Source organism: Erwinia sp. AnSW2-5 (assembly GCF_045107195.1).
In the GTDB taxonomy this organism is placed as follows: Bacteria; Pseudomonadota; Gammaproteobacteria; order Enterobacterales; family Enterobacteriaceae; genus Erwinia.
This window is the reverse complement of sequence record NZ_JBJGXA010000036.1, coordinates 63,035-76,779: the sequence shown is the minus strand read 5'-3', so window position 1 is coordinate 76,779 and position 13,745 is coordinate 63,035. Positions and strand designations below refer to the sequence as shown.

The 13,745-nt window shown below is 55.7% G+C and carries 13 protein-coding genes; 5 read left to right on the top strand and 8 right to left on the bottom strand.

Going from position 1 to position 13,745, the window contains the following annotated elements:
* Positions 1–2 precede the first annotated feature (2 nt).
* From ACFL9S_RS20770 to ghrB, 3 genes are all read left to right on the top strand, one after another.
* Complete coding sequence (locus ACFL9S_RS20770; protein WP_405263744.1) at positions 3–962, top strand: sugar kinase; 960 nt, start codon at positions 3–5, stop codon at positions 960–962.
* Between the two features lie 69 nt (positions 963–1,031).
* Complete coding sequence (locus ACFL9S_RS20765) at positions 1,032–2,315, top strand: MFS transporter (protein WP_405263742.1); 1,284 nt, start codon at positions 1,032–1,034, stop codon at positions 2,313–2,315.
* A 30-nt stretch (positions 2,316–2,345) separates the two neighbouring features.
* Complete coding sequence (gene ghrB, locus ACFL9S_RS20760) at positions 2,346–3,311, top strand: glyoxylate/hydroxypyruvate reductase GhrB (protein WP_405263741.1); 966 nt, start codon at positions 2,346–2,348, stop codon at positions 3,309–3,311.
* 49 nt (positions 3,312–3,360) lie between these two features.
* On the opposite strand, the gene ACFL9S_RS20755 is transcribed toward ghrB, so the two are convergent.
* Positions 3,361–4,569 carry an aldose 1-epimerase family protein gene (locus ACFL9S_RS20755; protein ID WP_405263740.1) on the bottom strand — a complete coding sequence of 403 codons (1,209 nt, stop codon included), beginning with the start codon at positions 4,567–4,569 and terminating at the stop codon, positions 3,361–3,363.
* Positions 4,570–4,933: 364 nt separating this feature from the next.
* On the opposite strand from ACFL9S_RS20755, the gene ACFL9S_RS20750 reads away from it, so the two are divergent.
* Positions 4,934–6,184 (top strand): valine--pyruvate transaminase, encoded by a 1,251-nt coding sequence (locus ACFL9S_RS20750; RefSeq protein WP_405263738.1) that lies wholly within the window; start codon positions 4,934–4,936, stop codon positions 6,182–6,184.
* Positions 6,185–6,230: 46 nt separating this feature from the next.
* On the opposite strand, the gene ibpA is transcribed toward ACFL9S_RS20750, so the two are convergent.
* Positions 6,231–6,653 (bottom strand): small heat shock chaperone IbpA, encoded by a 423-nt coding sequence (ibpA, locus tag ACFL9S_RS20745; RefSeq protein WP_405263737.1) that lies wholly within the window; start codon positions 6,651–6,653, stop codon positions 6,231–6,233.
* A 300-nt stretch (positions 6,654–6,953) separates the two neighbouring features.
* On the opposite strand from ibpA, the gene ACFL9S_RS20740 reads away from it, so the two are divergent.
* Positions 6,954–7,316 (top strand): YceK/YidQ family lipoprotein, encoded by a 363-nt coding sequence (locus ACFL9S_RS20740; RefSeq protein WP_405263736.1) that lies wholly within the window; start codon positions 6,954–6,956, stop codon positions 7,314–7,316.
* Here ACFL9S_RS20740 and ACFL9S_RS20735 read toward each other — a convergent pair.
* From ACFL9S_RS20735 to ACFL9S_RS20710, 6 genes are all read right to left on the bottom strand, one after another.
* Complete coding sequence (locus ACFL9S_RS20735) at positions 7,297–8,565, bottom strand: DUF3748 domain-containing protein (RefSeq protein ID WP_405263735.1); 1,269 nt, start codon at positions 8,563–8,565, stop codon at positions 7,297–7,299. The two genes, ACFL9S_RS20740 and ACFL9S_RS20735, sit on opposite strands and share 20 nt — an antisense overlap.
* A gap of 84 nt (positions 8,566–8,649) precedes the next feature.
* Positions 8,650–9,459, bottom strand: coding sequence for a sugar-phosphatase (gene yidA, locus ACFL9S_RS20730; protein ID WP_405263734.1), 810 nt, complete (start codon positions 9,457–9,459; stop codon positions 8,650–8,652).
* 91 nt (positions 9,460–9,550) lie between these two features.
* Complete coding sequence (locus ACFL9S_RS20725; RefSeq protein WP_405263733.1) at positions 9,551–10,852, bottom strand: MFS transporter; 1,302 nt, start codon at positions 10,850–10,852, stop codon at positions 9,551–9,553.
* The gene (locus tag ACFL9S_RS20720) at positions 10,849–11,340 is read right to left on the bottom strand and encodes a YhcH/YjgK/YiaL family protein (RefSeq protein ID WP_405263732.1); all 492 of its coding nucleotides are present in this window, start codon (positions 11,338–11,340) and stop codon (positions 10,849–10,851) included. The genes ACFL9S_RS20725 and ACFL9S_RS20720 overlap by 4 nt, the downstream gene beginning before the upstream one ends.
* A gap of 106 nt (positions 11,341–11,446) precedes the next feature.
* Positions 11,447–12,370 (bottom strand): dihydrodipicolinate synthase family protein, encoded by a 924-nt coding sequence (locus tag ACFL9S_RS20715; RefSeq protein ID WP_405263731.1) that lies wholly within the window; start codon positions 12,368–12,370, stop codon positions 11,447–11,449.
* A 44-nt stretch (positions 12,371–12,414) separates the two neighbouring features.
* Positions 12,415–13,623 carry a PfkB family carbohydrate kinase gene (locus ACFL9S_RS20710; RefSeq protein ID WP_405263729.1) on the bottom strand — a complete coding sequence of 403 codons (1,209 nt, stop codon included), beginning with the start codon at positions 13,621–13,623 and terminating at the stop codon, positions 12,415–12,417.
* Between the last annotated feature and the right edge of the window lie 122 nt (positions 13,624–13,745).

Sequence of the window (13,745 nt, the reverse complement as noted above, 5' to 3'; positions counted from 1 at the left end):
TCATGAGTATTGATGCAAACAGCCCGCTGGATGTCGTGACTATTGGCGAAGCCATGGCGATGTTTGTGGCCGATGAGTGCGGCGATCTCGCCAGCGTCAGCCATTTCAGTAAACGTATTGCCGGGGCGGAACTCAATGTGGCGATTGGCCTCGCCCGTCTTGGCCTGAAGGTGGGCTGGGTCAGCCGCATCGGTGACGATGCCTTTGGCCGCTTTGCCTGCCAGCAGCTGGATCACGAAGGCGTTGATCGCCGTCTGGTGACCACCGATGCGCGTTATCCCACCGGTTTTCAGTTGAAATCGAAAGTCGACGACGGTTCCGATCCACGGGTGGAGTACTTCCGCAAAGGCTCTGCCGCCAGCCACCTCTCCGTTGACGACTTTACCCTCAACCCCGGTTACTTCACTTCCGCGCGTCATCTGCATCTCAGCGGCGTGGCGGCGGCCCTGTCTGACAGCTCGCTGGCGCTGTTACAGCAGGTAGCGGGTGAGATGAAAAAACAAGGAAAAACCATCTCCTTCGATCCCAATCTGCGTCCGGTGCTGTGGTCCAGTGAGCAGCAGATGGTGAAACAGCTCAATGGCCTGGCACAGTTTGCCGACTGGGTGCTGCCGGGCATTAAAGAGGGCCAGATCCTGACCGGCTACACGCAGCCGGAAGCTATTGCCGACTTCTACCTGGCAATGGGTGTGAAAGCGGTGGTGATCAAAACCGGCAGCGACGGGGCCTGGTACAAAACCGCCGACGGCGACAGCGGCCAGATAGCGGCGATCAGAACGGATAACGTGGTGGATACCGTCGGAGCCGGAGACGGTTTCGCCGTCGGCGTGATCAGCGCCTTACTGGAAGGAAAACCGTTACCGGCAGCGATACGGCGCGGTAACAAAATTGGCTCGCTGGCTATTCAGGCCATCGGTGACAGTGAAGGATTACCGACGCGCACCGCGCTGGGTGATTTCTAACACCGTTACAACCCGGAAAAACAAACCGCATCGTCCCCTACAACAGAATGCGGCCACCGAGGAAGACTTATGAAAAATCAGACAATCGCGCCGAAACGCTGGTGGTACATCATGCCCATCGTGTTTATCACCTACAGCCTGGCGTACCTGGATCGCGCGAACTTTAGCTTCGCCTCTGCCGCAGGGATTAATGACGATCTCGGCATCACCAAAGGCGTCTCCTCGCTGCTGGGCGCACTGTTCTTTCTGGGTTATTTCTTCTTCCAGATCCCCGGGGCGATCTATGCCGAACGGCGCAGCGTAAAAAAACTGGTGTTCTGGTGCCTGATTTTATGGGGCATCTGCGCCACGCTCACCGGGATGGTCAGCAACATTCCCATGCTGGCGGCTATCCGCTTTACGCTGGGGGTGGTGGAAGCCGCGGTCATGCCCGCAATGCTGATCTACATCAGTAACTGGTTTACCAAATCAGAGCGTTCGCGTGCCAATACCTTTCTGATCCTCGGTAATCCGGTCACGGTGCTGTGGATGTCGGTGGTGTCTGGGTATCTGATCAACGCCTTCGGCTGGCGTGAGATGTTTATTATCGAAGGTTTCCCGGCGGTGATCTGGGCGGTGGCGTGGTGGTTCCTGGTGCAGGATAAACCGGCGCAGGCCAAATGGCTGAGTGATGCAGAGAAAGCCGCATTGCAGGCGCAGTTGCAGAAAGAACAGGAGGGTCTGAAAGCGGTTCGCAACTATGCTGAAGCCTTTAAGTCACGAAACGTCATTATCCTGTGCGCACAGTATTTTTGCTGGAGTATTGGCGTTTACGGTTTTGTCCTGTGGCTGCCTTCCATTCTGCGTAACGGCACGCAAATGGGCATGGTGGAAGCCGGTTGGTTATCTTCAGTGCCTTATCTGGCCGCGACCATCGCCATGATTGTTGTCTCCTGGGCATCGGATAAATTACAAAATCGCAAATTGTTTGTCTGGCCGTTACTGCTGATTGGTGCAATGGCCTTTTTAGGGTCATATTTGGTGGGGCCAGGTAATTTCTGGCTCTCTTATGCTCTGCTGGTGATCGCCGGGGCCGCGATGTATGCCCCTTACGGACCCTTCTTTGCCATTATCCCGGAAATGCTGCCACGTAACGTTGCCGGTGGGGCAATGGCGCTGATCAACGCCATGGGTGCTCTGGGTTCCTTCCTCGGTTCCTGGGTGGTGGGTTACCTGAACGGGTCCACCGGCAGCCCATCGGCCTCGTATATTTTCATGGGCAGCGCATTGCTGGTTTCCGTCTGGCTGACGTTGATCGTGAAACCCGCACAGAACAAACAGATGCCGCTGCCTGATGGTGCAAGACAGGCTTAATCTATCGACTACCTGAACAGAGAGAATCGAATGAAACCGAATGTAGTGCTCTATAAGTCGTTACCTGACGAACTGCGCGCACGGCTGGATGAACATTGCCGCGTGACTGAAGTGAAGGACTTAAGCCCGGAAACCCTCGCCGCTCATGCCTCCGCGTTCAGTGAAGCAGAAGGTATTCTGGGGTCCGGCGGCAAAGTGGATGCGGGGTTTTTGCAGCACATGCCAAAGCTGCGCGTGGCCTCGACGGTGTCCGTGGGTTATGACAACTTTGACGTGGCGGCGCTGAATGACAACGGCGTCCTGCTGATGCACACGCCAACCGTGCTAACCGAAACCGTTGCCGATACCATGATGGCACTGGTCCTCAGTTCAGCACGTCGCGTGGTAGAACTGGCAGAGCGCGTCAAAGCGGGCGAGTGGCAAAAGAGCATCGCCCCTGACTGGTACGGTATTGATGTTCACCACAAGAAGCTCGGCATCCTCGGCATGGGCCGCATCGGCCTGGCGCTGGCGCAGCGTGCGCATTTTGGCTTCGGTATGCCGATCCTGTATAACGCCCGCAAACAGCATCCCGAGGCTGAACAGCGTTTTGACGCGCAATATTGTGACCTTGATACGCTGCTGGCGGAGTCTGATTTCCTCTGCATCAGTCTGCCGCTAACAGCGCAGACCCACCATCTGATTGGCCGTGAACAGCTGGCGAAGATGAAGAAGAGTGCCGTGCTGATTAACGCCGGACGTGGGCCGGTGGTTGATGAGCAGGCGCTGATTGCGGCCCTGAAGGACGGGACGATCCATGCCGCTGGGCTGGATGTGTTTGAGCAGGAACCGTTGCCGGTTAGCTCTGAGCTGCTGCAACTGCGCAACGTGGTGGCGCTGCCGCATATTGGCTCTGCCACGCATGAAACGCGTTACGGTATGGCGAAGGATGCAGTGGATAATCTGATTGCTGCGTTAAGCGGTAAGGTTGAGAAGAACTGTGTGAACCCGCGTTAATCGGGGATAAACACGGGTCGACCTTTTGTTTCGGTCGACCCGTTACCGATTATTCCTTCGCGATTGGGGTTTCTTTGATCGCTACCGTTTCATCGCCCTGGATCTGCTTCACGCGCTGCTCCACTTTCTGCACTGCGCTGGCATCTTTCAGCAGCGTGTAGGTCAGGGTGAACGCGGTGCTCTGCCCTGGCTGTAGCTGTTTGACTCGTCCCTGCTCTTTCTCAATGGTGACCGGATAAGCGTAGTTAGTCCCCGGCTCAATCCCGGTGACATAGCCCTGTTTCAGGGTGTCGGTATTTTTCCACATGGTCAGCAGCGGAAGCTGGCGGGTATCAAACTCAATCGATGCCCCTTTATCGCCTTTACTGTTGATCACTGCCGCCACGGTTTTTCCGTTGCTGTCCGCTTTCGGCGTCAGGTTGAATACCATCTCATCAAAGTCTTTGGTCGGCGCGCCGTAAACATTCCAGCCATCCAGCCCTTTTTTGGCGTAGTCATTGAACGGCGACACGGATTTCAGCGGCGCGATAAAGCGCGCATCTTTTTCAAGGATCGGCGTACCGAAGTTGCTGTGATAGATAATCTGGTAGTCGTGCGGATAATCGGCCTGGTTGGTCAGCACATCGTGCACGGTAAAGGCGTCGGAACCCGGCACATAGCGCAGCTCGGTCCAGGTTTCGAGATTCGCTTTTTTAAAGGTGGTTTCTTTCAGCAGGCCGCGAATACGAATTTCATGCGGCGCCCGGTCATCCACGATCACTTCAACCTTGGACGCCGGAGTATTGCCCGCTTTACCGTGCAACGTGTAGATCACCCCGTCTTTGGTCACCGGGTGGCCGGTCCATTCAAAGCCGCAGCGCACCATCATTTCGTTGAAACCTTCCAGCCAGCCCAGGCCATTACGGCTCTCCAGGTTGATATTAGCCGGGTTAACCACTTCTTTCACTGGCGAATCCCAGCCCAGGCGCACGCCATGCCCCGTCACTTTCAGTAAATCCATACCTCGCGTCGGGCTGAGACTGATGGTCAGGCCGTTTTTGCTGGTAATGGTCAGCACTTTAGAACCTTCCTGCTTGCCGCCGTGCAGGACTTTTTGCTCAATGCTGAAGTTTTCACCCGCCAGCTTCAGCTGCTGGCTGTTAACCTGCCAGTTTCCCTTCTCCGTACTGCTTTCAGCATCTGTCAGCAACCAGCTTTGTGCTGCTGCCTGACCGCTGATTACCGCCATCACTACCCCTGCCAGAAGTGTTTTTTTCATGGTTCTCATCCTTTAGCTGAATTGATTAAGCTTTATCGAACCACAGACTACAAATCAGCGCAGGATAAAAACGTGACAGGTATCACCGACTGATTTATTGGCTGTTTTTACTCCTTTAAACGTGCACCAGGTCACTAAAAAGTACGCCAGTAGATCGATATACATAAATAAACGTGATGAGCATCAGTTATGAACCTCCTCAGATTAAAACGATTCAGCTAAAAAACCCCGCCCCTATACCGCGCACAGCCAGAAGGACATGCCGAGAGAGGGACAAATGCGATCGCGCCTGCGGAAGATTGCATCCCACAGGTGCTGGCGTTAAGGTGGTCACCCGTTGTAGATAACAAGTGATTAACAGGGTATGAGCTTTTCGGCATTTGGTGAAAAATTTACGCGCCATTCAGGTATTACACGTCTGATGGAAGATATGGGTGAAGGTCTGCGAACGCCTGGCGCGGTGATGCTGGGCGGCGGGAATCCTGCGCAAATCCCGGCGATGAACGACTATTTTCAGCAGCTGCTGCAACAGATGCATGATGAAGGCAAGCTGGCAGAAGCCCTGTGCAATTATGACGGCCCACGCGGTAAAACAACGCTGCTGGATTCACTGTCAGCATTGTTGCGCGAACAGCTCGGCTGGGAGATTGCCCCGGAAAATATTGCCCTGACCAACGGCAGTCAGAGCGCCTTCTTCTATCTGTTTAACCTGTACGCAGGTTACCGTGCCGATGGCAGTAAAAAACGCGTTCTCTTCCCCCTGGCCCCTGAGTATCTTGGCTATGCCGATGCCGGCCTGGATGAAGATCTGTTTGTCTCGACGCGGCCCAATATCGAAATGCTGCCGGAGGGACAGTTCAAGTATCACGTCGACTTTGAACATCTGCATATCGGTGACGATACTGGCCTGATCTGTGTGTCACGCCCGACCAATCCCACCGGTAATGTGATCACCGACGATGAATTGCTCAAGCTGGATGCGCTGGCCCAGCAGCATGATATTCCGCTGCTGATCGATAACGCCTACGGCGTGCCGTTCCCCGGCATTATCTTCAGCGAAGCCCGTCCGCTGTGGAATCCCAATATTATTCTGTGCATGAGCCTCTCCAAACTCGGCCTGCCTGGCGCACGTTGCGGCATTATTATTGCCGATGAAAAAGTGATCTCTGCCGTCAGTAATATGAATGGCATTATCAGCCTGGCACCCGGCAGCGTCGGGCCGGCGATCGCCAATGAGATGATCCAACGCGGCGATCTGCTGCGGCTGTCAGAAGAGGTGATCAAACCGTTCTATCAGCAACGCGTGACGCAGACCATTGCGCTTATTCGCCGCTATTTATCACCCGAACGCTGTCTGATCCATAAACCCGAAGGGGCAATTTTCCTCTGGTTATGGTTTAAAGATCTGCCGATCACCACGGAAGTGCTGTATCAGCGGCTGAAAAAGCGCGGTGTGTTGATGGTGCCAGGGCATTTATTCTTCCCGGGGCTGGAGCAGGAGTGGCCGCATACACATCAGTGCATGCGCATGAACTATGTGCCGGATAGCGATAAGATTGAGCGGGGCATTACGATCCTGACCGAAGAAGTCGAGCGGGCGCATCGCGAAGGATAAAATAAAGGCCACCCGCTGACGCGGGTGGCCCGTTAACAACTGCGTATTATTTCAAAATTTCGATTCGGCGCGGTTTATGGGCTTCGGGTACCACGCGTTCCAGGTCGATATACAGCAGGCCGTTTTCCAGTTTGGCATTGCGCACATGTACGTGCTCGGCCAGCTGGAATTTGCGCTCAAAATTGCGTTCGGCAATGCCCTGATACAGATAGGTGCGCTCCTGCTGCTCGTCCGGATGCGACCCGCGTACGCTGAGAAGATTGTCGTGGGAGGTAATCTCCAGTTCACTCTCAGCAAAGCCGGCGACGGCAATCGTAATACGGTAGTTGTTTTCGCCCACCAGCTCGACGTTGTATGGCGGGTAGCCGCCATTGTTGGCTCCCTGGCTCTGGCTGGTTTCCAGCAGGTTGATCAAACGGTCAAAGCCAATGGACGAGCGATAAAGTGGGGCAAGGTCAAAATTACGCATGTTACAGCTCCTGATATTCAGCGAGTGAGTGGTGTCGGCCCTCCATAATGGACGGGTCGTCGGTTCAGAAAACACTGCCCTGTCGGCGCAGGTTTTACTGACCGTAAAAATAAAATGGTGATGAAATCGATGCTTTCAAGGGATGAAATTACGATTTTTTTACCTGAAAGCAGCGAATGACATACACTCAGGGATGAGTTCGCCGGGCCATCGGATTAACCACCGCAGAGTGGTCAGCGTCAATCGACACGCCGGTAATGAAGTCTCAGCCAGGTTGCAAAGACTGAAGGGATAATCAAGATGAAAACATTGAAGAAATGTCATATTGCCGGATTTGTCGCCTGCGTGTCGCTGGTCAGTACCAGCGGTTGCTCAAGCATGATGATGCACAGTGGTCCCAGCGATGGCTATTACCCCGGGACACGGGCCAGTGCGAACGCGCTGACCGATGAAAACAGCGGCTGGGTGATAAAGCCGCTGGCGGCGCTCGACCTGCCTTTCTCTGCCGTGCTGGATACGTTACTCCTGCCGCTGGACTATTATCGCTCCGGTGATACCGACTCGCCGCGTGAACGCGTACACCGCAGCGAGCAGGCGAATCATACCGACGAAGTCATGTCGCAGACGATGGCGCCTTACGCTGTTAACTCACCTGCACCGTAAAGATCTGACGGTAGTCACTACCGTCACGCAGATAGGCCACAGATCGCCCGTCGGGGGAGAACACCACGGCATCTGCCACAGGCGCAGTATCGCTGCGCCGGGTAATACGGCGCAGTGTTCCGCTGGCAACCTCACAGAGGGTGATGCTGTTGTCGCAGACAAAGGCCAGCTTTTGCCCATCCGGGTGCCAGCTAAACGCCGACTGAATATCATGCTCACTGTGTGTCACCTGACGCGGTACACCGCCCTGCGGTGAGACTGTCCAGAGTTGCACCACCCCGGCATCATCTTTCATCAGAAACGCAATGGCACTGCCATCCGGCGAACTGCGTAGCCAGTGGCGCGGCGCAGTGGCCAGTCCCGGGAACCGGCGACTAGCGGTAAACGTCAGGCGACGCTGCTGTATCCCCTTCGGCGGGGCGGGCAGTTGGGTGGATGTGCCTTCCAGCGGCTCATCGCCCGCTATCGCGAACGCGGCGTGACTTTCCGGCAGGTCGACGATAAACACTTCCGGTACTTTTTCGCCCGCCTCTGAAAGCGTATCGCCAATAAATGCCAGCGCCCAGCGCTGACGGCTGCCGTCAGCGCGCAGATACCCTTGATGACCGATCCAGCCCTCTTCATACGCACGGTTGATCTCATCGCTGCCCGGCTGAGGCGCCACCGTGGTCCGGCTGACCAGCACGCAGTAGTGGCTGCCATCATATTCCCGCGGGTGATCTTTTGGCGGGCACACCGCATGCAGCGGCACCGCTACCCCGACGTTACGCAGATCCTGCGCCACATCCCACTCGTGCATCACATGATCGTTATAGGTAAAGCTCAGGCGTGAACCGTCCGGGCTGAAGACATGCACATGAGAGCCGCCACGCAGCGCACCGGCAGTAAAAGGCGGAGTGATGTCGCAGGCGTCGAGGTTTTCCGCCACTCCCTGCTGGATAATCACTCCGCGACGATGGTGGAAATCATATTTCCACTTGCTGTCCGGGTGCTCAGGTCCATGAATGCAGACATAGCGCGCAGGCAGATCGGGGCTGGCCGTGACCACGCCCACATGGGCACCGTCACCGGCCTGATACAGCACTTCTGTTTCACCGCTGGCAACATTCACCCGTTCAATGGTCAGCCCGGTAAACGACGCGCCGGAAGGACGCACGTCGTACACCAGCCACTGGCTGTCGGCGGTCCAGACGTTAATATTGGTCAACTGATGATGACGCGGCGCAAAGGTAAGCTGTTTTTCTTTCATGGCAGGAAGCCCTTAACACGGTTTTGCTAAGGGTAATGCATTCGGCGGATTTAGGGTATCCGCCGTCTTTCAGCAGGCAATGAATTACAGCACAAACTTCTCAATGGCCACGGCAACGCCATCTTCAAGGTTCGATGTGGTAACAAACTGCGCGATCGCTTTAACGGCGTCGATCCCGTTGCCCATCGCGACGCCTGTTCCGGCGAACTCCAGCATTGCCAGGTCGTTTTCCTGATCGCCGAGCGCCATCACTTCTTCACGCTGTAAACCAAGACGATCGGCCAGTGCTTTCACCCCGGCGCCTTTATTCACCTGTTTATTCAGAATTTCCAGGAAGTAAGGCGAGCTTTTCAGGATGGTATTACGCGCCCTGGCTTCAGCAGGCAGGCGGGCAATCGCCGCATCCAGCAGTTCCGGCTCGTCAATCATCATCACTTTCGGAAAGGTCATGGAAGCATCCATCTCTTCTACCGGGCGATAACGCAGCGGAATGCCGGTCATGCTGGCCTCATGGATGGTGAACCGGCTGATATCTTTGTTCGCGGTGTACAGATGGGTTTGCGTCAACGCCTGGAAATGTACGCCCAGTTCGCGTGCCAGCTGTTCGTAATAGAGATAGTCGTCAAAGCTGACAGCCACTTCCGCCACGCATTCACCGGTATCGGCCTTTTGCACCAGCGCGCCATTATTGCTGATGCAATACTGCCCTTCCTGTTGCAGGTCCAGCTCCGCCAGGTAGCGCTGGATACCGATAAACGGGCGACCCGTTGCCAGTACCACCGCCACACCTTTGTCGCGTGCCGCCTGAATCGCCTGCTTCACGCGCGGCGTGACTTCGTGCTGCGGATTCAGCAGCGTGCCGTCCATATCAATCGCAATCAGTTTAATCGCCATACCATCCTCGTTAGCTAACAATGTGTCACCATGCTAGCGCGATTCAGCTTACGATGACCAGCCTGATGACGGAATGAACGGCACGTCGCCATCAGTGACGCGTGGCCAGCGGTTTATTCACAAAGAAGCCGTAGCTGATCGCACCCAGCATCAGCAACCCGGCGCCCAGCAGGAACACATTGGTGAATTTACCCGTCATATCCAGAATCACCCCGGTAACAATCGGTGCCATTGCCGCACCGAGGAAACCGCCGAAGTTCTGAATTGCCCCCAACGACGCGACCTGATCTTTCGGTGCAATATCCGTGGCCAGCGTCCAGATAGCGCCCTGCGGCATCTGAGAACAGAAATAGCCCAGCGACAGCAAGGTGATCGCCAGCGGTGTGCTTTCCACAAACGGGATCGGCGCAACGAAGCAGGCTGCCAGCGCCGCACCCACCACAATCGGGATCTTACGTGCATGGATCGCTTTCATTCCGCTGCGCACCAGTTTATCGGAGAGCATTCCCCCCACCAGCACACCCAGAATACCGGCAAAGAAAGGAATGGAGGCAATCCAGCCGGTCTGTTTCAGGCTGAAGCCAAGGGATTTCTCCAGATAGCTTGGCAGCCAGGTCAGGTAGACCCAGATGGTGAACATAATCGAGAAGTTACCGATCACCATAAACCAGGTGGTACGGTGCTTAAACAGTGCGCCCCAGCTGGTTTTTACCGGCTTCTCGCCCTCGACCGTTACGCTACGGTGACCGGCATGAATCAGTGCATCTTCACGTGCATCCGGGTCACGGAAGAATTTCCACCATGCCAGCATCAATGGAATGCCCATCAAGCCAATCGCCATAAACATGCCGCGCCAGCCGAAGCTCAGCAGCAGTACGGTGAGGATGGGCGGAGCAATGGCGTTAGCAATCTGCGAACCGGTATTGATGATCGAGGTCGGCAGACCACGCTCTTTATCGCCAAACCAGCGATGGGTAATTTTAATCCCGGAGGTAAAGAACGGCGACTCGGAAATCCCCAGCAGCATACGCAGGCCATAAAACACCGAGTAGCTGTTCACAAAGGCCGCCAGGAAGGTAAAACCGGACCACAGACCCAGCGCCCAGGAGAACATGCGTTTCGGGCCAAACTTATCCACCAGCCAGCCCGCAGGCAGGTTTGCCAGCGCGTAGGGCCAGAGGAACGCAGACAGTAGCATCCCCATTTCCGTCTGTGAAAAACCGAATTCAGCGGCAATCGTGGTGTTGGCAATGCTGAGGTTCGCACGGTCAAGGTAGTTCACCACCGCCGCCAGCAGCAGGATCAGAATAATGCCCCAGCGCAGACGTGAGAGCTGCGGCGGGTTCGCGGTCAACGGCTGCGCGCCAGAGGCAGTAACAGAGGCGTTTTTCATGAGGATCTCTCGTCAGTAAACAGGCTCAGGTGGATTTTGATAACCGCTTTGCGGATGCGGGAAACACCGTGGGTCTGGCAACAGGGGCGATGAACATCATGGGGAAACAGCACCACAAAGGTGTCGGCTTCCAGCGCAATCATCGATTCATTATGGGTTTGGTGATAAAACACAATATCATGCTGCGCAGCACGGTCTTCGACCACCACGTGATCGGGATGCGCGCGCGCCACGCCGATGGTCTCTTCGCCGGAGAGCAGATACTGGATATCAACATAGTTAAAATGTGACTCGGCGCGGCGGGCGCTGGCCGGTTCGGTTTCCATTGTCTGGTAGAGGCAAAACATTTTGTTATCAGGGAGGATGTCGAACTTACCCGGTTCCAGCGCGGTGAAATCCGTGGCAGCAATCCATTCCAGAGCCTGGTTAATGACCGGATGCAGGGTATGACGTTCCCTCGCCCAGTCGTTGCGATCGCAAAAAATCATGATGATGTTCCCGTTTATATTCTCGTCAGACGAGTATTTGTTATTGGTTTAGCGGGTGTAAGGTACAGCGGGCGGCCTTTTTTCACTGGCCGCCCGGCGCGAAAGGCTAGCCCGCGATTTTCTTTTGCCACAGCGCAGTACCCTGCTGGATTTGATCCAGCAGTACGCTCAGGCCCCAGAATTTTTCCAGCACGTTATCTTTATTTACGCGGCAGAATTCACTGTCGAACGTGCCGAGCTGCTGGTGATAGATTTTGGCGTTTTTCGGGTAGCCGAGGGTTTCGGTGACCGCAGACAGTGACAGGAATAATGACAGCTCCTGCGCTTTCTCTGGCTGCTCTGCGCCGTGGTGGTAGAGCCAGTGATACAGCTCAGGGTGGAAGTTAGTGAACACCCCGCTGAACCCTTTAGAGCCGGACTGAATAGCGGGCCAGGCGATGGCAGCATTGGCATTGATGATATTGAACGGCGTGCCTTCTGCCAGTTTCACGCGACGCTGCACGGTCGGCAGGTCGCAGCTCACATCCTTCAGCACCACAAAACGGCCGCTGTTGGCGCAGAAGCTGAACTCTTCATCGGTCAGCAGACGGCGATACGGCGCCGGACACTCATACAGACCCAGTGGCATGGTCACCGGCAGGGCTTCCAGCAGGGCGTTCAGTGTTGAGAAGAACACCTCGCTACCTTCATTTTTCGGATCCAGATGGTTGGTGACCAGTACCAGCGCATCAATGCCGGTATTCGCCATCGCGCTCAGTTCGGTAATCTGCGCATCCAGTGCATCGCTGATATGGCCGGACGCAATGACCGGTACGCGCCCCTGGACTTTTTCCACCACAAATTTCGCCAGTTCAACGCGCTCGTTCAGGCTGAGGAACTGCATTTCGCTGGACTGACAGACAGCAAACAGCGCATCCACGCCTTGTGTCAGATACCAGTTAATCAGCCGCTCAAGACCCGGGTAGTCAATCTGGTTATCAGCGGTAAACGGTGTCAGCATGACGGGAACAATGCCTTCAATCTTCTTCATTTGGTTCTCCTGAAGCAGCAGTGCTGCGTGAAAGTCAGTCGGATTTAATGCTGCGCCAGACGCGCAACCACCTGAGGGTGATCGGGCATATTTGATGCCCCTTCGCGCTCTACCGCCAGTGAAGCAAACGCCGCGGCATAGGTGGCCGCCTGCGCAATAGTCTGTCCTTTTGCCAGCGCCGCGGCGAAGGCTCCGTTAAATGCATCACCGGCACCGGTGGTATCAACGCTGAGTGCCGGAAACGCGGCAATATGCTGAAACTGACCGTTCTCAAGGATCAGCGCCCCGCGCGAACTCATGGTGATAATCACTCGCTTCGCCCCCTGACGCACAATCGCCAGGGCGGCTTCTTTGGCGCTGTCGAGGTCGTTCACCTCCACCCCGGACAGCAAAGACGCCTCGGTTTCATTCGGGGTCAGCACATCCACATATTGCAGGCACGCCAGCGCATCTGCGGAGAACGGGGCCGGATTCATAATCACGCGCACGCCCAGCGTGGTGGCCAGCTTCATGGCGTTCAGCGTGGCGGAAAAGTTGTTTTCCAGCTGCACCAGCAGCACATCCGATCCCGCCAGTTCATGCGTCATTTCCGCCACTTCCCCGTCGGTCAGCGTCTTATTGGCACCGGAGTAAATCGCGATCATGTTTTCGCCATCCTGCTGCGACACATAGATAATCGCGTTACCCGTTGGCTCGACGTCACTCTGGTAAAGCCTGAAAGAGTGAATATCTGACGCCGACAGATGGTCGAAAGCGAACTGGCTGAACTGATCGGTACCCACTTTAGAGACAAAGTGGACGCGCGCCCCGGCACGGCTGGCAGCCATCGCCTGATTCGCCCCTTTGCCGCCTGGACCCAGCGTACTGCCGAGTGCCAGCAGGGATTCTCCGCCTTTCGGAAAGCGCGCCACTTTCGCCACGATATCGACGTTAAACGAGCCGAGGATGCACACCCGTCCCTGCGTCTGGGTGTTATCGCGCGGTGCTGACCGCTGACGCTGGCTCTCCAGCCGCTGTAACAGCACCTCAAAGTTTCCGCCGGTTTCCGAAATCAGCCTGGCCTGTAAGTTGCGGCGAATCACCATCGCCCCACCGTGACAGCGCTGGATCATCCCCAGACTTGCCAGTGCGGCCAGATCGCTGCGAATGGTCTCTTTAGAGACGGCAAAGGCGGCGGCGAGCCAGGCCACACTCAGGCTTTCATGCTGGTCGAGATAATCGAGAATGCTGTTACGCCGTTGTTCCAGATACATAGTCACCTCTTGCTATTCAGTAGCCTAAGGGAGCACGTAAAGTTTAAAAGTGATAGCGGTCATAGCGCTCGGGGAAAAACGGAAGCAAACGGAAGGGAAACCAAAAGAAGGGGGAAAGCAAA

Bases quoted from the DNA above. Each gene is read 5' to 3' on its own strand.
- ACFL9S_RS20750 (WP_405263738.1), top strand. From the start codon at position 4,934: ATGAGCTTTTCGGCATTTGGTGAAAAATTTACGCGCCATTCAGGTATT.
- ghrB (WP_405263741.1), top strand. From the start codon at position 2,346: ATGAAACCGAATGTAGTGCTCTATAAGTCGTTACCTGACGAACTGCGC.
- ACFL9S_RS20725 (WP_405263733.1), bottom strand. From the start codon at position 10,852: ATGAAAAACGCCTCTGTTACTGCCTCTGGCGCGCAGCCGTTGACCGCG.
- yidA (WP_405263734.1), bottom strand. From the start codon at position 9,459: ATGGCGATTAAACTGATTGCGATTGATATGGACGGCACGCTGCTGAAT.
- ACFL9S_RS20740 (WP_405263736.1), top strand. From the start codon at position 6,954: ATGAAAACATTGAAGAAATGTCATATTGCCGGATTTGTCGCCTGCGTG.
- ACFL9S_RS20735 (WP_405263735.1), bottom strand. From the start codon at position 8,565: ATGAAAGAAAAACAGCTTACCTTTGCGCCGCGTCATCATCAGTTGACC.
- ACFL9S_RS20710 (WP_405263729.1), bottom strand. From the start codon at position 13,623: ATGTATCTGGAACAACGGCGTAACAGCATTCTCGATTATCTCGACCAG.
- ibpA (WP_405263737.1), bottom strand. From the start codon at position 6,653: ATGCGTAATTTTGACCTTGCCCCACTTTATCGCTCGTCCATTGGCTTT.
- ACFL9S_RS20715 (WP_405263731.1), bottom strand. From the start codon at position 12,370: ATGAAGAAGATTGAAGGCATTGTTCCCGTCATGCTGACACCGTTTACC.
- ACFL9S_RS20765 (WP_405263742.1), top strand. From the start codon at position 1,032: ATGAAAAATCAGACAATCGCGCCGAAACGCTGGTGGTACATCATGCCC.
- ACFL9S_RS20720 (WP_405263732.1), bottom strand. From the start codon at position 11,340: ATGATTTTTTGCGATCGCAACGACTGGGCGAGGGAACGTCATACCCTG.
- ACFL9S_RS20755 (WP_405263740.1), bottom strand. From the start codon at position 4,569: ATGAAAAAAACACTTCTGGCAGGGGTAGTGATGGCGGTAATCAGCGGT.
- ACFL9S_RS20770 (WP_405263744.1), top strand. From the start codon at position 3: ATGAGTATTGATGCAAACAGCCCGCTGGATGTCGTGACTATTGGCGAA.